The organism is Duganella sp. Leaf61 (assembly GCF_001421905.1).
Taxonomy (GTDB): Bacteria; Pseudomonadota; Gammaproteobacteria; order Burkholderiales; family Burkholderiaceae_D; genus Rugamonas; species Rugamonas zoogloeoides.
Genome location: NZ_LMLM01000028.1, coordinates 13,054 through 32,169 on the forward strand (window position 1 = coordinate 13,054; position 19,116 = coordinate 32,169).

The 19,116-nt window shown below is 62.1% G+C and carries 18 protein-coding genes; 11 read left to right on the top strand and 7 right to left on the bottom strand.

Annotated elements, in window-relative coordinates; genetic code table 11:
• The first annotated feature begins 19 nt into the window (after positions 1-19).
• Genes ASF04_RS15175 through ASF04_RS15185 form a run of 3 tightly spaced genes read left to right on the top strand, consistent with a single transcriptional unit; the run spans position 20 to position 3,137 of the window.
• Positions 20-1,513, top strand: a complete 1,494-nt coding sequence (locus ASF04_RS15175; protein WP_056143276.1) for an acetyl-CoA hydrolase/transferase family protein — start codon at positions 20-22, stop codon at positions 1,511-1,513.
• Positions 1,514-1,542: 29 nt separating this feature from the next.
• Entirely contained in the window at positions 1,543-2,670 is a 1,128-nt protein-coding gene (locus tag ASF04_RS15180) for a M14-type cytosolic carboxypeptidase (RefSeq protein ID WP_056143278.1), read from the top strand.
• A gap of 2 nt (positions 2,671-2,672) precedes the next feature.
• Positions 2,673-3,137, top strand: a complete 465-nt coding sequence (locus tag ASF04_RS15185) for a CYTH domain-containing protein (RefSeq protein ID WP_056143281.1) — start codon at positions 2,673-2,675, stop codon at positions 3,135-3,137.
• Positions 3,138-3,178: 41 nt separating this feature from the next.
• Here ASF04_RS15185 and ASF04_RS15190 read toward each other — a convergent pair whose 3' ends face one another.
• From ASF04_RS15190 to ASF04_RS15210, 5 genes are all read right to left on the bottom strand, one after another.
• Positions 3,179-4,444 (bottom strand): DUF2863 family protein, encoded by a 1,266-nt coding sequence (locus ASF04_RS15190; protein WP_056143284.1) that lies wholly within the window; start codon positions 4,442-4,444, stop codon positions 3,179-3,181.
• 264 nt (positions 4,445-4,708) lie between these two features.
• Complete coding sequence (gene acnA, locus ASF04_RS15195) at positions 4,709-7,417, bottom strand: aconitate hydratase AcnA (protein ID WP_056143291.1); 2,709 nt, start codon at positions 7,415-7,417, stop codon at positions 4,709-4,711.
• Between the two features lie 84 nt (positions 7,418-7,501).
• The gene (locus tag ASF04_RS15200; protein WP_056143295.1) at positions 7,502-8,023 is read right to left on the bottom strand and encodes a hypothetical protein; all 522 of its coding nucleotides are present in this window, start codon (positions 8,021-8,023) and stop codon (positions 7,502-7,504) included.
• Complete coding sequence (locus ASF04_RS15205) at positions 8,023-9,030, bottom strand: CoA ester lyase (RefSeq protein WP_056143299.1); 1,008 nt, start codon at positions 9,028-9,030, stop codon at positions 8,023-8,025. The genes ASF04_RS15200 and ASF04_RS15205 overlap by 1 nt, the downstream gene beginning before the upstream one ends.
• A gap of 138 nt (positions 9,031-9,168) precedes the next feature.
• Positions 9,169-10,158: a malate dehydrogenase gene (locus tag ASF04_RS15210; protein WP_056143304.1), complete on the bottom strand. Its 990-nt coding sequence runs from the start codon at positions 10,156-10,158 to the stop codon at positions 9,169-9,171.
• 207 nt (positions 10,159-10,365) lie between these two features.
• Between ASF04_RS15210 and ASF04_RS15215 the strand changes: the two genes are divergently transcribed.
• From ASF04_RS15215 to gltA, 7 genes are all read left to right on the top strand, one after another.
• Positions 10,366-11,193, top strand: a complete 828-nt coding sequence (locus ASF04_RS15215) for a GntR family transcriptional regulator (protein WP_056143307.1) — start codon at positions 10,366-10,368, stop codon at positions 11,191-11,193.
• A gap of 314 nt (positions 11,194-11,507) precedes the next feature.
• Positions 11,508-11,930, top strand: a complete 423-nt coding sequence (sdhC, locus tag ASF04_RS15220) for a succinate dehydrogenase, cytochrome b556 subunit (RefSeq protein ID WP_056143309.1) — start codon at positions 11,508-11,510, stop codon at positions 11,928-11,930.
• Between the two features lies 1 nt (position 11,931).
• Positions 11,932-12,306 carry a succinate dehydrogenase, hydrophobic membrane anchor protein gene (gene sdhD, locus ASF04_RS15225; RefSeq protein WP_019920493.1) on the top strand — a complete coding sequence of 125 codons (375 nt, stop codon included), beginning with the start codon at positions 11,932-11,934 and terminating at the stop codon, positions 12,304-12,306.
• A gap of 2 nt (positions 12,307-12,308) precedes the next feature.
• Positions 12,309-14,087: a succinate dehydrogenase flavoprotein subunit gene (gene sdhA, locus ASF04_RS15230; protein ID WP_056143310.1), complete on the top strand. Its 1,779-nt coding sequence runs from the start codon at positions 12,309-12,311 to the stop codon at positions 14,085-14,087.
• Positions 14,088-14,096: 9 nt separating this feature from the next.
• Positions 14,097-14,807, top strand: coding sequence for a succinate dehydrogenase iron-sulfur subunit (locus tag ASF04_RS15235; RefSeq protein WP_056143313.1), 711 nt, complete (start codon positions 14,097-14,099; stop codon positions 14,805-14,807).
• Positions 14,808-14,898: 91 nt separating this feature from the next.
• Positions 14,899-15,180 (top strand): succinate dehydrogenase assembly factor 2, encoded by a 282-nt coding sequence (locus ASF04_RS15240; RefSeq protein WP_056143316.1) that lies wholly within the window; start codon positions 14,899-14,901, stop codon positions 15,178-15,180.
• A gap of 69 nt (positions 15,181-15,249) precedes the next feature.
• Positions 15,250-16,551 carry a citrate synthase gene (gltA, locus tag ASF04_RS15245; RefSeq protein ID WP_056143319.1) on the top strand — a complete coding sequence of 434 codons (1,302 nt, stop codon included), beginning with the start codon at positions 15,250-15,252 and terminating at the stop codon, positions 16,549-16,551.
• Between the two features lie 64 nt (positions 16,552-16,615).
• Here gltA and ASF04_RS15250 read toward each other — a convergent pair whose 3' ends face one another.
• Both ASF04_RS15250 and ASF04_RS15255 read right to left on the bottom strand, forming a co-directional pair.
• Positions 16,616-17,110, bottom strand: coding sequence for a hypothetical protein (locus ASF04_RS15250; RefSeq protein ID WP_229205067.1), 495 nt, complete (start codon positions 17,108-17,110; stop codon positions 16,616-16,618).
• 88 nt (positions 17,111-17,198) lie between these two features.
• Positions 17,199-17,573 (bottom strand): BlaI/MecI/CopY family transcriptional regulator, encoded by a 375-nt coding sequence (locus ASF04_RS15255; protein ID WP_056144631.1) that lies wholly within the window; start codon positions 17,571-17,573, stop codon positions 17,199-17,201.
• A 169-nt stretch (positions 17,574-17,742) separates the two neighbouring features.
• On the opposite strand from ASF04_RS15255, the gene ASF04_RS15260 reads away from it, so the two are divergent.
• Positions 17,743-19,098: an MFS transporter gene (locus tag ASF04_RS15260; RefSeq protein ID WP_056143326.1), complete on the top strand. Its 1,356-nt coding sequence runs from the start codon at positions 17,743-17,745 to the stop codon at positions 19,096-19,098.
• Positions 19,099-19,116 lie beyond the last annotated feature (18 nt).

A 19,116-nucleotide genomic window follows, 5' to 3' on the forward strand; every position in this document is an offset into this window, starting at 1 on the left:
GAAGATCGAGGAGCACACCATGTATGAAGACCGCATTCGCCTTGCAACACTGATGGACAAGGTGATGACCGCCGACCGCGCCGCCGCGCTGTTCAGGGATGGCATGACCGTCGGCATGAGCGGCTTTACCCGCGCCGGCGACGCCAAGGCGCTGCCGCTGGCGCTGGTGGAACGCGCGCGCCAGGCGCCTCTGCACCTGACCCTGCTCACCGGCGCCTCGCTGGGCAACGACAGCGACGGCCTGATGGCCAATGCCGGCGTGGTCGCACGGCGCATGCCGTTCCAGGCCGACGCCGCGCTGCGCCGCAAGATCAACACGGGCGAGGTGATGTTCATCGACCAGCACCTGTCCGAGACCGCCGAGCAGCTGCGTTCGGGCGACCTCAAGCCTGTCGATATCGCCGTGATCGAAGCGGTGGCCATCACCGAAGACGGCAGCATCATCCCCACCATGTCGGTCGGGAACACGGCCAGTTTCGCCCAGCAGGCGGCGCAGGTGATCATCGAGATCAACCTGGCCGCGCCGCTGGCGCTGGAAGGCTTTCATGATATCTACGTGCCGCAGGCACGGCCCGAACGCGCGCCGATTCCGCTGACGTCGCCGCTGCAGCGCATCGGCGCCACCGCGATCGCCATCGACCCGGGGCGCATTGCCGCCATCGTCATCACCGACAGCGCCGACAGCCCGTCCAACGCGCTGCCGCCCGATACGGAGACCGACGCCATTGCACGCCACGTGGTGGCATTTTTAGAGGGCGAAGTGGCGGCAGGGCGCATGGGACCGCAACTGCTGCCGCTGCAGGCCGGTATCGGCACGATTGCCAACGCCGTGCTGCATGGCTTATCTGCCTCGTCGTTCCGCGACATGACCATGTATTCCGAGGTGCTGCAGGACAGCGCCATCGCGCTGCTCGACTCGGGCCACCTGGCCGTGGCCTCGGCCTCGTCGATCACCCTGACGGCCGCCACCCACGAGCGCTTCATCGCCAACCTCGAGCAGTACCGAGACCGCATCGTGCTGCGCCCGCAGGAGATCAGCAACCACCCGGAAATCGTGCGCCGGCTCGGCATCATCGCGCTCAACACGGCGCTGGAATTCGACATCTACGGCAATGTCAACTCCACCCACGTGGGCGGCACGCACATGATGAACGGCATCGGCGGCTCGGGCGACTTCGCCCGCAATGGCCAGCTGTCGATTTTCGTCAGCAAGTCGGTAGCCAAGGACGGGGCGATATCGAGCGTGGTGCCGTTTGCCGCGCACGTGGACCACACCGAGCACGATGTCGATGTGCTGGTGACCGAATGGGGCCTGGCCGACCTGCGCGGCCTTGCCCCGCGCGAGCGCGCGCCGCTCATCATCGAGCAGTGCGCCCACCCCGACTATCGCCCGCAATTGCGCGCGTATGTAGAACAGGCGCTGGCCGGCGGCGGCCAGACGCCGCACGTGCTGGAACAGGCGCTGGCATGGCATGCCCGCTATAAACGCGAAGGGACCATGCTGGTAAAATAGCGCGATCGATAATCATCTATTGGATCGACATGACCATCAAAATCAGCCAGAATTTCGACTCCGGCGCCATCGAAGTCGTGCGCGCGGAGACCGCCGACGCCATCGACCTCAAGCTGCGCAAGGACTCGCACGCGGACATCCATCAATGGTTCCACTTCCGCCTGCAAGGCGCAGCGGGGCAGGCGGTGCGCATGCGCTTCCTGAACGCCGGCGAAGCCACCTACGCCAAGGGCTACGAAAACTACAACGCCGTGGCCAGCTACGATGGCGAAACCTGGTTCCGCGTGCCCACCACGTTCGACGGCGCGGTCATGACCATCAAGCACACGCCCGATACCGACAGCATCTACTACGCCTATTTCGAGCCATACTCGTTCGAGCGTCACCTGCGCCTGCTGGGCGAGGTGGGCGAGCACCCGCTGGCCAAGGTGCAAGACCTGGGCAGCACGGTCGATGGCCGCGACATGAACCTGGTGGTGATCGGCCAGCCCGATGCGCCGAAAAAAATCTGGTTCATCGCGCGCCAGCACCCGGGCGAATCGATGGCCGAATGGTTTGTCGAAGGCCTGATCGACTCGCTGCTCGACGACGCCAATCCGATCGCGCGCAAGCTGCTGCAAAGTTGCGTGTTCTACATCGTGCCGAACATGAACCCGGACGGCTCGGTGCGCGGCAACCTGCGCACCAACGCGGCCGGCGCCAACCTCAATCGCGAGTGGATGACGCCAACCGTTGAGCGCAGCCCCGAAGTGCTGGTCGTAAAACAGAAGATGCACGAGACGGGCATCGACATGTTCTTCGACATCCACGGCGACGAGGCGCTACCGTACAACTTCGTGGCCGGTAACGAGATGCTGGAAAACTTCAGCGACGAACGCCGCGCCAAGCAGCAGGCCTTCATCGACCGTTATAAAAACGCCAGCCCGGACTTCCAGGACAAGTTCGGCTACGCGGCCAGCAAGTACAAGGAAGACATGCTCACGCTCGCTTCCAAGTACGTGGGCCACCACTTCGGCTGCCTGGCGCTCACGCTGGAAATGCCGTTCAAGGACAACGCCGATCTGCCCGACGTGCGCGTGGGCTGGAATGGCGCACGCTCCGCTGCGCTCGGCGCAGCCATCCTGCAACCGATCCTGCTGTCGCTGGACGACTACTGATCATGGGCGTCGAAATCGAGCGCAAGTTCCTGGTGCAGGGCGATGCCTGGAAGACGCTGGGCGAACCGGTGTTCTTCCGCCAGGGCTACCTGTCGTCGCAGAAGGAGCGCACGGTGCGCGTGCGCATCGAGGGCGACCGCGCGGTGATCACCATCAAGGGCAAGAGCGTGGGCGCTGTGCGCGGCGAATGGGAGTATCCGATTCCCGTGCAGGACGCGGCGGAACTGCTCGACGGCCTGTGCGAACAGCCGCTGATCGAAAAGTACCGGCGCAAGATCGCCGTCGGCGCGCACGTGTGGGAAGTCGATGAATTCCTCGGTGCGAATGCGGGGCTGGTGGTGGCCGAGATCGAACTGCGGGCCGAGGATGAGGCGTTCGACAAACCCGAGTGGATTGCGGACGAGGTGACCGACGATGCGCGGTACTACAACTCCAACCTGGTCAGGCATCCGTTCTCGAACTGGTAACGCAGAAAAAAAAGGCCCCGACGTGATCGGGGCCTTTTTTATCAGTGGAAGTGCTCGGTGCCGCTAGGCGTATCTTCCGGCATCTCGGCATGCGCCAGTTCTCCGACCGGATCGGCAAACAGCGGTGCGCCGCAGTCGTCGCAGAACTCCACCACGTAACGCTCGGCATGGCGCTTGATCTGCGTGATGCCCGCTTCGTTCAGGTGGTTGACGATGTCGTCCATCGGCGTGACCGGCTTTTGCGTGGCCGGCAAAATCGCGGCCGGGCCTTCCGGTGGCGTGCCTTCTTCGTCTTCCTGGCCATACAGCGGCCACACCACGCCGTAGATCACGTCCGGCGACGAACGGCGCGTGAACGCCACGCGGTATTCGTCGATCTGGCCTTCGCCATTCTCTTCACCAAAACCGGCGATCACGGCGCGCAGTTCCGACGGTTCGATCGACAGCGTGTGCGTCAGATAATGCACGGCAGCGCGGATCGAGACCGGGCGGATTTGTTTGTCCGCTTCGCGGCAGGCCATGTAATACGCTTCGGGCAGCAGCAGTTCCACGCCGCAGCCGGGCAGCAGGCGGTTGACGGTAGGCGTGGCCTGGGCGCGCCATTGTTCGAGCACGTTGGCGCGCTCGGTGGCGAAGTTGGCCTGGTGCGCCGGCATCTGCCAGCGGAACAGCGGGGCGCCGGCCGGCGCCACCACGGCCACCATCAGGTAGCGGGTGTCGGCCAGGAATGGCGCGGTTTCCGGCACCTTGGTGTTGGCCTTGAGCACGGTGCCCTTGAGGGCGGCCTGCGCCAGCTTGTGCACCTTGCCCCAGGTTTCCACGTGGCTGCGCGGCAGCTGGTCGATCGAGAACAGCGTGGGCGACATGGCCATCTGCGTGCCATCGGCCAGCAGGTGGGCCGAGAAGTGGGCCGACAGCGTATTCAAAATATCGGCCGGAATCGGGCCCGAGGCGATGGCAAAGCGGGTCCAGGCCAGGATCGGCGCGGCTACCAGCAGCACGTCGTAGGGCTTGGAGACGCCGTCGGCGGTTTCCAGAACGATGGAGCTCGATTCGCTGGCCGCTTCCACGCCGTCCATCAGGACGTCGTAGGCGTTGAGGTCTTCGCGGAACAGGGCGTTGAGGGTGGCGTCGATGGTGTCCTGGTGGCCGGTCTTGAGCAGCTTTTGCAGCTGCGCATCGAGGCTGCGCTCCCAGGCCCGCTCTTCGAGGCGGCTGGCAGCTTGCCCGACTGCCTGCGCATGGCTGACCAGGCGCTGGCTCTCGGCGGACAATTTTTGGGATGAATCTTTAGATGGACGACGCATAGCGCTATAAAGGTCTCAGGTAAGGGAAAGCAGATAAAAAAACGGATCGGTCATGCAGATCATAACCCTTATGCACCATATTGTAGATGAAACCCGCAAAACAAGGTCGCCGATGGTGCAGCCATAAAAAAAGCGCCGGACGAGTCCGGCGCTTTCCAATCACGAGGTTGTTTAAAAATGATCGCAGCGAGGCGCAGCGCCGCAGACAGTGCGCCTGCACGGCAAGGCGCTGCAACGACGCTGCGATCTTTTTTTAAACGACCGTTACGCGGCCAGCAGCTGGCGCAGCACGAACGGCAGGATGCCGCCATGCTTGTAGTAGTCGACTTCGATCGGGGTATCGATACGCAGCAGCACTTTTACTTCGGTGCTCGAACCGTCGGCGCGGTGGATCACCAGGGTGGCGGTTTGCTGCGGCTTGATGTCGCCTTCGAGGCCTTTCAGGTCGTAGGTTTCCTTGCCGGTGATGCCCAGGGTTTCGACGCTGTCGTTGCCGAGGAATTGCAGCGGCAGCACGCCCATGCCCACCAGGTTCGAGCGGTGGATACGCTCGAACGAGCGCACGATCACGGCCTTGACGCCCAGCAGCTGGGTGCCCTTGGCCGCCCAGTCGCGCGACGAGCCGGTGCCGTATTCTTCGCCACCGAAGATCATGGTTGGCGTGCCTTCGGCCACGTACTTCATGGCGGCGTCGTAGATCGACAGCTGTTCGCCCGATGGCTGGTGGATCGTGATGCCGCCTTCGACTGCCGAACCGTCCGGCTTGGCCGGGATCATGCGGTTCTTGATACGCACGTTGGCGAACGTACCGCGCATCATGATCTCGTGGTTGCCGCGGCGCGAGCCGTACGAGTTGAAGTCGGCTTTCAGGACGCCGTTGGCCAGCAGCCATTTACCGGCAGGACCGTCTTCCTTGATCGAACCGGCCGGCGAGATGTGGTCGGTGGTGATCGAGTCGCCGAACACGCCCAGCGCGCGCGCGTTGGTGATGCCCGCTTCGGTGACCACCGGCTCCATCGTGAAGCCGTCGAAGAACGGCGGCTCGGCGATGTAGGTCGATTCCGGCCAGTTGTACACCTGGCCTTCGGTGGTCGAGACGTGTTCCCACAGCTTGCCCGGGTTGCCCTTGACGTCGGCGTAGTTGGTCTTGAACACTTTCGAGTTCATCGCGAACTTCATCAGCTTGGCGATCTCCTGCGAGGTCGGCCAGATGTCGCCCAGGTACACGTCGCGGCCGTCCTTGCCCTTGCCGACCGGCTGGGTCATCAGGTCCACGGTCATGTTGCCGGCGATAGCGTAGGCGACCACCAGCGGTGGCGAAGCGAGGAAGTTCGAACGGATGTTCGGGTGGATCCGCGCTTCGAAGTTGCGGTTACCGGACAGCACGGCCGAGGCGACGATGTCGTTCTGGGTGATGGCGGCGTTCAGTTCGGCCGTCAGGTCGCCGGCGTTACCGATACAGGTGGTGCAACCGTAGGCGGTGACGCCGAAGCCCAGTTGCTCCAGGTACGGCAGCAGGCCGGCAGCGGTCAGGTACTCGGTGACCACGCGCGAGCCGGGGGCCAGCGACGACTTGATGTGCGGGGCCACGGTCAACCCGGCTTCCACGGCTTTTTTCGCCAGCAGGCCGGCGGCCAGCAGCACGCTCGGGTTCGAGGTGTTGGTGCACGAGGTGATTGCCGCGATCAGCACGTCGCCGTTTTTCACATGCACGCCGTCGGTCGTGGTGTAGGTTTTTTGCAGGTCGTCCGGGTTCTTGTTGAAGCCGTTTTCGGTGGTCGGTTTCGAGAACAGCTCGGTGAAGTTGGCCTTGACGTTGCCGATTTCGATACGGTCCTGTGGACGCTTCGGACCGGCCAGCGAAGGCGTCACGGTGGTCAGGTTCAGCTCGACCACGCGGGTGTAGTCGATGTCGCCGGCTTTCGAGACGCCGTACATGCCCTGCGCCTTGAAGTAGGCGGCAAACGCGTCGATCTCGGCCTTGGTGCGGCCCGTGCCTTCGAAGTATTCGATGGTGGCGTCGTCAACCGGGAAGAAGCCCATGGTGGCGCCGTATTCCGGCGCCATGTTGGCAATGGTGGCGCGGTCGGTGACCGACAGCGTCTCGGTGCCTTCGCCGAAGAACTCGACGAACTTGCCCACGACTTTCTCTTTGCGCAGCAGTTCGGTAATGGTCAGCACCAGGTCGGTGGCGGTGCAGCCTTCGCGCAGCACGCCGGTCAGGTTGACGCCGATGACGTCCGGGGTCAGGAAGTACACGGGCTGGCCCAGCATGCCGGCTTCGGCCTCGATGCCGCCCACGCCCCAGCCGACCACGCCGATACCGTTGATCATGGTGGTGTGCGAGTCGGTGCCGACCAGCGAATCAGGGTAGTACACGCCTTCGTTGTCCTTGTGGACGCCGCGCGCCAGGTATTCCAGGTTGACCTGGTGGACGATGCCGAAGCCCGGTGGCACCACGCCGAAGGTGTCGAACGCCTGCATGCCCCATTTCATGAACTGGTAGCGCTCGTTATTGCGCGAGAATTCCAGCTTCATGTTCAGGTCCAGCGCGCCCGGCTCGCGGAAGTGGTCGATGGTAACCGAGTGATCGACCACCAGGTCGACCGGCACCAGCGGCTCGATTTTCTTGGCGTTGATGCCCATCTTGTAGGCGACGTTGCGCATCGCGGCCAGGTCGGCCAGCAGCGGCACGCCGGTAAAGTCCTGCAGCACCACGCGGGCCACGACGAACGGGATTTCGTCGGTGCGCTCGGCAGTAGCGCCCCAGTTGGCCAGTTGCTTGACGTGTTCTTCGGTGACTTTTTTACCGTCGCAGTTGCGCAGCACGGACTCCAGCACCACGCGGATCGATACCGGCAGGCGGGAGATTTTGGTGCCCAGGCTCTTCTCCAGTGCGGGCAGCGAGTAGAACTTCGCCTTCTTGCCCGAAATGTTGAATTCCTTGAGCGTGTTCAAAGTGTTACGGGACATGACATCTCCTTCAGTGGGTATCGTCAAATGATGAACTAAATCGGTGCCGACCGTGCGCAAGCGTGCGCGGCCGGCCAAAACGCGTTACTGGACTGCAGTTGCTGGTGCTTCCGGCGCCTTTTCCGTGATGGCGACCGGCTGCAATTGTTCTGGGTTGCGGCACTCGTTGGCCAGTTGGCGATTGAGTTTCGAATCGAGCAGCATGCTCTTGGCCGGAATGCCGATCCAGATCAGGCCATACAGCTTGTTCTCGAAGCGCTGGGCGCCGGTGGTGGTGCCCACGCGCGTCAGGCGGTGCAGGCGCTTCTTCCAGCGCAGCGCGATGTGTTCGTCGTCGCCCACGTTCTGGTAGATCGCGACCTTGTTGCCCAGTTCGCAGTCGAATTCGGTCACGCTCGAATCGGTGATGACCGGCTCGTCTTCTTCCGGATTCGGTTCTTTCGGCACGACCGGCTTTTCCACGGCCTTCTTGGCTTTGGTGGTGGCTTTCTTGACGGGTTTCTTGGCAGCCGGCTTGGTTTCGACGGCAGCAGCTGCCGGCGCGGTCGCCAGGCTCAGCGAGCCGATGGCGAGTCCGCAGGCCAGCAGGATTTTGGAGATGGACATCAGTTTGGTTCCAGAGGGTGAACGGGAGTGGGCAGCATCAATGCGGCAGCCGACTCGGGCAGGGTAAGCCCCGCGAATCTGGCGCGCTGCAAGATGGTCCAATAATATCGGTAGCTGGCGCGGTCGTGCAAGCGCCCATTTTGGGAGATGGGGCCCCATTGGACGCTGGCCGCTTCGTGCAGGATGGCAGCGGCCTCGTTCACCTCGGACAGACGCGGCGTAAAGGTCTTGACGATGGGCTTGATCTGGCCGGGGTGGATGCTCCACATGCGCGTGTAGCCGAATTCGGCAGCGGCGCGCTGGGCGTCGTTGGCGGCCACGGCCGGGTCCTTGATCTCGGTGGTGACGTTATGCGACGGCACCTTGCCGTGGGCGTGGCAGGCTGCTGCCATCTCGAGCTTGGCGCGCACCACCAGCGGGTGCGTAAACTGGCCCGGCGTGCGCATGGCGGCGCCGGGAATTGCGCCATAGTGGCTCGAGACAAAATCCATGATGCCGAACGACAGGCACTGGACCTGGGGCAGGGCGGCGATGTCGTAGGCGTCGCGCAGGGCGCCGTGGGTTTCGACCAGCACGTGTACCGGTAGGTCGCTGCGGCCGGCCTTGCCGGCATGGCCGTTGATGAAGGCGATCGCTTCTATCACTTCGGCCACGCTGTTGACCTTGGGCAGGGCGATGTAGGCCAGCGCTTCAGCGCCGGCGCCGCCGGCGATGATCTCCACGTCGCGGGCAAAGTGCGGACTGTGCACATCGTGGATGCGGGCGCCGATGCGGTGGTGGCGATTGTCGCCGGACGCCAGCAGTTCGGCCACCAGGTGGGCGTGCGCCTCCTCGTTGCCCGCGCTGGCGCCGTCTTCGCAGTCGAGCGTGATGTCGAAGACGGGACCAAGTTCTTGTTGCAGGACGATCGATTTGCGCATCAGCTTTTCGGAGCCGGCGTAGTGGTCGCAAGCTGGCAGCAAGAGCGGCTGGCGATTACCCTGGAATAAAACCTCGGATGGATGCATGCAGGAAATGGGTGTAGTGGTGGGAGGGGAGAGAGTACCAGGAGCGGAAACGCAAACCGCGCTGCTCCTGGCAGCGCGGTGCTTGCTGCGGATCGGTGTCTTAACCGGTTCCACGAGCATTCATGAAGAGCAAACCGATTATGGCAGCAGGTGCTTGACGCCTTCGCGCTCTTCGGTCAGTTCTTTCAGGGTCAGGTTGATGCGCTCTTGCGAGAATTCATCGATTTCCAGGCCTTGAACGATGGTGTACTCGCCGTTTTCGGTCGTGACCGGGAAGCCGAACACGGTGCCTTCAGGGATGCCGTACGAACCGTCCGATGGCACGCCCATGGTGGTCCACTTGCCGTTGGTGCCCAGCATCCAGTCGTGGATGTGGTCGATGGCGGCGTTGGCTGCCGACGCTGCCGACGACAGGCCGCGTGCTTCGATGATGGCGGCGCCGCGCTTGCCGACGGTTGGCAGGAAGGTGTTGGCGTTCCATTCCTGGTCGTTGATCAGGTCCTTGACTGCCTTGCCGCCGGTGGTGGCGAAGCGGTAGTCGGCGTACATGGTTGGCGAGTGGTTGCCCCACACGGTCAGCTTCTCGATATCCTTGACGGCGGTGCCGGTCTTGGCAGCAATTTGCGACAGCGCGCGGTTGTGGTCCAGGCGCAGCATGGCGGTGAAGTTTTTCGCTGGCAGCGATGGTGCCGATTTCATGGCGATGTAAGCGTTGGTGTTGGCTGGGTTGCCTACGACCAGTACCTTGACGTTGCGCGAAGCGACGGCGTCGAGCGCCTTGCCTTGCACGGTGAAGATCTGCGCATTGGCTTCGAGCAGGTCTTTACGCTCCATGCCAGGACCGCGTGGACGGGCGCCAACCAGCACGGCGACGTCAACATCCTTGAAGGCGGTCATTGGATCGGAGTGGGCGGTCATCTCGGTCAGCAGCGGGAACGCGCAGTCGTCGATTTCCATCATCACGCCCTTCAGCGCTTTCTGGGCTTTTTCGTCGGCGATTTCCAGCAGTTGCAGGATGACTGGCTGGTCTTTGCCCAGCATGTCGCCGTTAGCGATACGGAACAGCAGAGCGTAACCGATTTGACCGGCTGCACCGGTAACAGCAACACGCATTGGGGTTTTTGCCATGATGAATCTCCAAAGTAGGTATAGAACAGAGTCGAACACAGTCCAACATCATACTGCAATTTTGTGCACTCGCTACGCAGCGCATGGCCGGGGAGTGTAGGCCTGTGTCCGGCTTCTGTCAATTGTATCTTATGTCTTATATAAGACATAGAAGTTCGGGTCGGTTTTGCTGGACGCCAAGGGGTATTTGTGGTGAAATCTCGGTCTATGAATCCCGTCCCGCCCAATTCGAACAGCAACAGCCCAGCCCCAGGTGCCGGTGGCGCTGCCGGTTCGTCCACGGCAGTGACGGGGGTGCCAGCGAACGCGCCGACGACCTCGCCGACGTTCTCCCCACTGTATCAGCAAATCAAGGCGCTGATCACGCAAAGCCTGCAAAGCGGCGAGTGGAAGCCGGGCGAACTGATACCCAGCGAAGTCGAGCTGGCCAACCGCTTCAAGGTCAGCCAGGGCACGGTGCGCAAGGCCATCGATGAACTGGCCGCCGAGAACCTGGTGATGCGCAAGCAGGGCAAGGGCACGTTCGTGTCCACCCACCACGAAGCGCGCGCGCATTTCCGCTTCCTGCGATTGATGCCCGACGAGGGCGTTCCCCATTACCCTGAAAGCAAGTTCATCGAAGTCAAGCGCCTGCGCGCGCCCGCCGACGTGGCGCGCCTGCTCGACCTCAAATCCGGCGATGCCGTGGTGTTCATCAAGCGCGTGCAGTCGTTCGACGGCGTGCCCACCATCGTCGAGGAACTGTGGCTGCCCGGCGCCACCTTCAAGGGGCTCACCGCCGAGCGGCTGGTCGAGTACAAGGGGCCGATGTACGGCCTGTTCGAGTCCGAATTCGGTACCCGCATGATACGGGCGACCGAAAAAATCCGCGCGGTGTGTGCCGACGATGGCGCCGCCGCCTTGCTGCAGATCGCCGCCAACACGCCGCTGCTGGCGTCGGAGCGGGTGTCGTTCACCTACGGCGACAAGCCGGTGGAATTGCGCCGCGGCTTGTATCTGACCGAGCAGCATCATTACCACAACGAATTAAGTTAACAGGGAGCCAGTTGCGGGAGCGCGCCGGCCCCCGGGCGGTGAACCGTCTTTGAACCGAACTCATGGAGTGGAGCAGGAGACTCTTGCAGTGCACAAAAACTGCAAGAGGCGCACAATGTAGGGGCTGTCACATGCCCGTAGCATTGTTGCGCTGATAATACGTTGAGCTACGGAAAGTGGCCGTTGGGGTGTGTTGCAAAACACTATTTTGGTTATATGTAACAATAGATATTGGTCGTATGAGGGTAAATAGGCGAAAATCAATGTTTCATCCGATTTCACCCAATTTTTGTCAAAGTTTAGGAGGTCTTGTTATGTCAGAAGCCGTACGGGTCGCACCCAAAAAAGAACGGCCGGAGTTCCGTAATATCCACGTTACCGAACTGTCAAATTACCGCATGCCCTTGTCGGCCATCGTGTCGATTTTGCACCGCATCAGCGGCGTCATCATCTTCGTTCTGCTGCCATTCATCCTGTACCTGCTGCAGGAAAGTCTGCGCTCCGAGATCTCCTATGCGCACTACCAGGGTTTCGTCACCTACCCGCTGGTCAAACTGATCATCCTGGGCCTGGTCTGGGCCTTCCTGCACCACATGTTCGCTGGCGTACGCCACCTGGTGATGGATCTGCACATTGGTCTGGACAAGGATTCGGCGCGTAAATCGTCGGCGGCCGTGCTGGCCCTGAGCCTGACCCTGACCGTGCTGGTGGCAATGAAACTGTTTGGAGTGTTCTGAGATGGCAAATAACGTCAACAACAACGTCGGCCCGAAACGCCTGGTCGTCGGCGCCCACTACGGCATGCGCGACTGGCTGGCGCAACGCGTGACCGCCGTCGTCATGGTCGCGTACACCGCGATCCTCTTGATCACCTTCCTGACCGGCCAGAATTTCAGCTATGAAGGCTGGGCAGGCCTGTTCGCCCAGCAGTGGTTCAAGCTGATCAGTGCTGTGACCCTGTTCGCACTGTTCTACCACGCCTGGGTTGGCGTGCGTGACGTCTGGATGGACTACGTTAAACCGGTCGGCCTTCGCCTGACCCTGCAAGCAGCCACCATCCTGTGGCTGATCGCATGTGCCGCCTGGTCGGTACAGATAATCTGGAGTGTGTAATCGTGGCAGCAATCAAATCTGCAATCCCTACCCGCCGCTTTGACGCGGTAATCGTTGGCGCCGGCGGTTCCGGCATGCGCGCATCCCTGCAACTGGCTGAAGCCGGTCTGAACGTGGCGGTGCTGTCGAAAGTCTTCCCTACCCGTTCGCACACCGTGGCAGCCCAGGGCGGCATCGGCGCATCGCTCGGCAACATGGCCGAAGACAGCTGGTTCTGGCACATGTTCGACACCGTCAAAGGTGGCGACTACCTGGGCGACCAGGATGCGATCGAATTCATGTGCCGCGAAGCACCGAAGGTCGTGTACGAACTGGAACACTTCGGCATGCCGTTCGACCGTAACCCGGATGGCACGATTTACCAGCGTCCATTTGGCGGCCACACCGCCAACTTCGGCGAAAAAGCCGTGCAGCGCGCTTGCGCCGCGGCCGACCGTACCGGCCACGCCCTGCTGCACACGCTGTACCAGCGTAACGTCCGCGCCCGTACCCACTTCTTCGTCGAGTGGATGGCGCTGGACCTGGTACGCGACGCCGACGGCGACGTGGTTGGTGTCGTTGCGCTGGAAATGGAAACCGGCGACGTCATGATCCTGGAAGCGAAGACCACGATGTTTGCCACCGGTGGCGCCGGCCGTATCTTCGCTGCCTCGACCAACGCGTTCATCAATACCGGCGACGGCATGGGCATGGCGGCACGCGCCGGTCTGCCGCTGCAGGACATGGAATTCTGGCAGTTCCACCCGACCGGCGTGGCCGGCGCCGGCGTGCTCATTACCGAGGGCGTGCGCGGTGAAGGCGGTATCCTGATCAACTCCGAAGGCGAACGTTTCATGGAGCGTTATGCGCCAACGCTGAAGGACCTTGCGCCGCGCGACTTCGTCTCGCGTTCGATGGATCAGGAAATCAAGGAAGGCCGCGGCTGCGGTCCGAACAAGGACCACGTGATGCTGGACCTGCGCCACATCGGCAAGGACACCATCGAGAAGCGCCTGCCATCGATCCTGGAAATCGGCCACAAGTTCGCCAACGTCGATGCGACCAAGGAACCGATCCCGGTCGTGCCAACCATTCACTACCAGATGGGCGGTATTCCGACCAACATCCATGGTCAAGTGGTGGTGCCTGGCGCCGACGGCAGCCAGAAGATTGTCAACGGCCTGTATGCCATCGGCGAATGCGCCTGCGTCTCGGTGCACGGCGCCAACCGCCTGGGCACCAATTCGCTGCTCGACCTGGTGGTATTCGGCCGCGCGGCCGGCAACCACGTGGTGGCCTCGAACCTCAAGCAAAAAGAAAACAAGCCGCTGCCGAAAGACGCGTCGGACTTCGCCATGGACCGCCTGAACAAGCTGGAAACGTCCACCGGTTCGGAAAAAGTGCAGGGCGTCGCCAACGACATCCGCGCCACGATGCAGAAATACTGCGGCGTGTTCCGTACCGACGAGATGCTGAACCAGGGCGTCAAGGAAATCATGGTACTGGACGAGCGTCGCAAGCACGTCTCGTTCAAGGACAAGTCGAAAGTGTTCAATACCGCGCGCGTTGAAGCGCTGGAACTGGACAACCTGATCGAAACCGCGAAAGCGACCATCGTCTCGGCAGCAGCGCGCAAGGAATCGCGCGGCGCCCACGCCCAGGACGACTACCCGCACCGCGACGACGACAACTGGATGAAGCACACCCTCTGGTTCTCGGAAGGCAACCGCCTGGATTACAAGGCAGTCGTGACCAAGCCACTGACGGTCGACACCTTCAAACCGAAACCACGTACTTTCTAAGGCTAGAACATGGCACGCACTATCAAACTGAAAATCTACCGCTACGATCCGGACCAGGATGCGAAGCCGTACATGCAGGACATCACCGTCGAGTTGAAAGACACCGACAAGATGCTGCTCGACGCCCTGCAACGCATCAAGTCCGACGTGGACGATTCGCTGGCCCTGCGCCGCTCGTGCCGCGAAGGCGTGTGCGGTTCCGACGCGATGAACATCAACGGCAAGAACGGCCTGGCCTGCACCACCAACCTGAACGAGCTGACCGAGCCGATCGTGCTGCGTCCGCTGCCAGGCCTGCCGGTGATCCGCGACCTGATCGTGGACATGACCCAGTTCTTCAAGCAGTACGATTCGGTCAAGCCGTACCTGATCAACGACTCGATCCGTCCTGAAAAAGAACGCCTGCAAACGCCGACCGAACGCGAAGAACTCGATGGCCTGTATGAGTGCATCCTGTGCGCGTGCTGCTCGACGTCGTGCCCGTCGTTCTGGTGGAATCCGGACAAGTTCGTCGGTCCGGCCGGCCTGCTGCAAGCGTACCGCTTCATCGCCGACTCGCGCGACGAAGCCACCGGCGAGCGCCTGGACAACCTGGAAGACCCGTACCGCCTGTTCCGCTGCCACTCGATCATGAATTGCGTGGACGTGTGCCCGAAAGGCCTGAACCCGAACAAGGCGATCGGTAAAATCAAGGAATTGATGGTACGCCGCGCCATCTGACAGCGCAGTGGCGGGCGGCGGCAACGTCGCCCGTTTCATTTAGAAGTAGCGCTCCAGCATGATCGGCGCGCGCAGTGTAAAGTAGTGACCCATGACTGAACCGAACCAATCTGCACATCAGTCGGACCCAGCCAACAGAGCGCGCCTGCGTTGGCGCTCGCGCCGGGGTCTTCTGGAAAACGACATCATCCTCACCCGTTTTCTCGATGCGCATGAAACCGAATTGACCGACGGGGAAGTGGACGCGTTCACGCGGCTCCTCGACTTGTCGGACAATGACCTGATGGATCTGGTACTGGCCCGCAAGGAGCCGGACGGCGAAATCGACCTGCCGCACGTGCATGCGTTGCTGCAGCGGTTGCGCCAGGCCTGAAGCCACAAGCCGCAGGCCGCCAGGCACCAGAACTTTTTTCGCACCATCTCCCTAAAAAAGGAAGAGTCCATGAACACCTCTGATAACAAAGCCACCCTGTCGTTCTCCGATGGCAGCCAGCCCATCGAATTCCCGATCTACAAGGGCACCATCGGTCCCGACGTCATCGACATTCGCAAGCTGTACGCCGGCACCGGCAAGTTCACCTACGATCCGGGCTTCATGTCCACCGCGTCGTGCAATTCGTCGATCACGTACATTGACGGCGACAAGGGCGAACTGCTGTACCGCGGCTATCCGATCGAACAGCTGGCCGTCAACGCCGACTTCATGGAATCGTGCTACCTGCTGCTGAACGGCGAACTGCCTAATAACGTTCAGAAGCAGGAGTTCGTTGACACCGTCACCAAGCACACGATGGTGCACGAGCAGATGCAATTCTTCTTCCGTGGCTTCCGCCGCGACGCGCACCCGATGTCGGTACTGGTTGGTACCGTCGGCGCGCTGGCCTCGTTCTACCACGACTCGCTCGACATCAACGATGCCAAGCAACGCGAAATCTCGGCCATCCGCCTGATCGCCAAGATGCCGACCCTGGTCGCCATGGCGTACAAGTACTCGATGGGCCAGCCGTTCATGTATCCGCGCAACGACCTGTCGTACAGCGCCAACTTCATGCGCATGATGTTCGGTAACCCGTGCGAAGAGTACAAGGTCAACGACGTGCTGGTGCGCGCCCTGGACCGCATCCTGATCCTGCACGCGGACCACGAGCAAAACGCTTCGACCTCCACCGTCCGCCTGGCCGGTTCGTCGGGCGCCAACCCGTTCGCCTGTATCGCTGCCGGTATCGCCTGCCTGTGGGGCCCTGCCCACGGCGGCGCCAACGAAGCCGCGCTGACCATGCTGAAAGAAATCGGTTCGGTTGACAACATCCCGGCCTTCATCGAGCAGGTCAAGGACAAGAACTCGGGCGTCAAGCTGATGGGCTTTGGTCACCGCGTGTACAAGAACTTCGACCCGCGCGCCAAGCTGATGCGCGAAACCTGCTACGAAGTGCTGGAAGAGCTGGGCCTGCAAGACGACCCGCTGTTCAAGCTGGCGATGGAACTGGAAAAGATTGCACTGAACGACGAATACTTCGTTTCGCGCAAACTGTACCCGAACGTCGACTTCTACTCGGGCATCGTGCAATCGGCGCTGGGCATTCCAGTGTCGCTGTTCACCGGTATCTTCGCCATGGCCCGCACCATCGGCTGGATCGCCCAGTGGAACGAAATGATCGCCGACCCAGAACAGAAAATCGGCCGTCCACGCCAACTGTTCGTCGGCTCGACCGCCCGCGACGTGAAGCCGCTGGATCAGCGTTAATTCTGGTTTAATCCGGACGAAAAAAACGGGCTTTGGCCCGTTTTTTTTCGTCCCGACTTCGGGATCAGGATTTGTCTTCCTGCTCCAGCACTTCATCGTCTTCCTCGCGCACGACCGGAGCGCGGCGGTCGGGGCGGATGACCAGTATCCACCAGCCCAACACACCCAGGGTTACCTGCGGCAGGTTGAACAGGAACTTGGCGAGGGTCGCGTCGCGTCGCTGGGGCCACAGGGCGTTTGCGGTCTCCGCCATGATGTTGGTGTGGTAGAAGCAGGCGGCCAGCATCAATAGCGAAGCCACCGCCCACAGCAGTACGACATTGGTGATCCGGTGGCGCAGCAGCGCTGCGAACGGGTACGCCAGCACGCAGGCGAAACAGTAGGCGAACAGGTTGGCGCCGAGGTTGGCGAGGTCGAAGTGCGGCAGTATCACCGGTACCGCGCAGATGGCGACGCCGAGCAGGACGGCAATGACGGGATGGGGCAGGGCGGGCCAGGAGTCGAAGCGGTGGTTCATCGGTGCGGCGTAAAGTCGGGTGGGGCACCATTGTAGTGGCATTTGGTACTGCCCACCGGGGCTGCCATGCGAGAATTCCGAGACGCCGTCGCGGAAATCGGCGTGCGAGGGTTGCCGTTAACCGGCGCGCCTACGGCTTTTCCTGGTCCAGCAACGCCTGGATCTCGGCACGCTCTTTCTTGCTCACATGCCCGCCGCGCAGCGCGGCCAGGACCAGCGCCTTGCCGGAGCCGGAAAAGGCTTTCTGGATCAGCTCTTTGAGCAAATTGGTCTGGATCGCATCCTGCTCCTGCAGCGGCGCGTACACGTGGGCGCGCTGGCTTTCGTCGCGCTTGAGCAGGCCCTTGGTGTGCATCACTTGCAGCAGGCGCAGCACGGTGGCGTAATTCATGTCCGGCCGGGTGTCGAGCGCGGCGGCGTGCACTTGCTTGGCCGTGGCCGGGCCCAGCGCGAACAGCAGGCGCAGCATCTCGAGCTCGGCAGCGGTGGGTTTGGGAGTGGTCATCATCGATCTAGAATAAAATATCTAGATCGATTTGTCTAGTAATTTCAAAGCGACAGGCGTTTGACAGCGTCGGCAAAGCAGCGTAACCTATAGGTCATACATATGGACTATAAGCTTTTCAGCGCAACCTGCGTCAGAAAACCGCACTCACCCATCGATGGAGACTTGTATGACCAACGCGGATGTAATCAAAGAGGGGCCCGCCACGCCGACCTCGCCACCGCCACTGCCGCGCCTGCCCGATGCCGCTGCCGACGCGGTCTACCGCAAGGTGCTATGGCGGCTGATGCCGCTGCTGATGCTGTGCTACGTCGTTTCCTTCATCGATCGCTCCAATATCGGCTTCGCCAAGCTGCACTTCGTCCACGACCTCGGCTTTACCGAAACTATCTACGGCATCGGCGCTGGCATTTTCTATGTCGGCTACATCCTGTTCGAAGTGCCCAGCAATATGTACCTGCACCGCGTGGGCGTGCGCGCCACGCTGTTGCGCATCATGGTGCTGTGGGGCCTGTGCAGCGCCGCCATGGCGTTCATGACCACGCCGCTGTCGTTCTACCTGATGCGCCTGCTGCTGGGCGCGGCCGAAGCGGGCCTGTTTCCCGGCATGCTGCTCTACCTGACCTACTGGGTGCCGCTTAGCCGCCGCGCCCGCTTCACCGCCTTATTCACCATGTCGATCCCGATCGCCGGCATGATCGGCGGTCCGCTGTCGGGCTGGCTGATCCACGCGTTTGAAGGCGTGGGCGGCATGCGTGGCTGGCAGTGGCTGTTCATTGTCGAAGGCTTGCCGGCCTGTTTCATCGGCATCTTCGCCTACTTCTACCTGCAAAACTCGCCCGCTGCCAGCAGCTGGCTGTCCACTGACGAGAAGGCGCTGATCCAGCGCGATTTCGATGCAGAGAACTTGGCCAAGAAAGCCAAGACCCGCCATTCGTTCAAGGAAGCGCTGCGCGAGCCGCGCCTGTACTGGCTTGCCGGCATGGGTGTTGGCGTGCTGGTCAGTACCGGCGGGGTGTTCTTCTGGCTGCCGTCCATCATCCGTAAATCGGGCATCGACAATGTGTTCACCATCGGCCTGCTGTCGGTGATTCCGTTCTGTATCGCCCTGTTTGCCCAGTACTTCAACGCCCGCCACTCGGACAAGACCGGCGAGCGCCGCTGGCACGTGGCATTGCCGGCCCTGGTGGCCGCCGCCGGCTGGCTGGCCCTGCCGTCGGTGCACGACAGCACGGCATTGTCGGTCCTGATGCTGACCCTGGTCACCGCCGGCACGCTGAGCCTGACCGGCCCGTTCTGGACACTGCCCTCGACCTTCCTGTCCGGTGCGGCAGCGGCCGGCGGCATCGCGGTGCTCAGCGCCACTGCCGGCCTGGGCAGCGTGTTCAGCCCGATCCTTGTGGGCTGGCTGGCGAGTCAGACCGGCAACCTGATGGCCGGCCAGTACTACTTCGGCAGCGTGCTGGCGCTGGGCGCCATCTCCCTGCTGATCGGCGTGCGCCCCGACGCGGCCGCTGCCAAATAAGCGGCTGCCGACGCCATG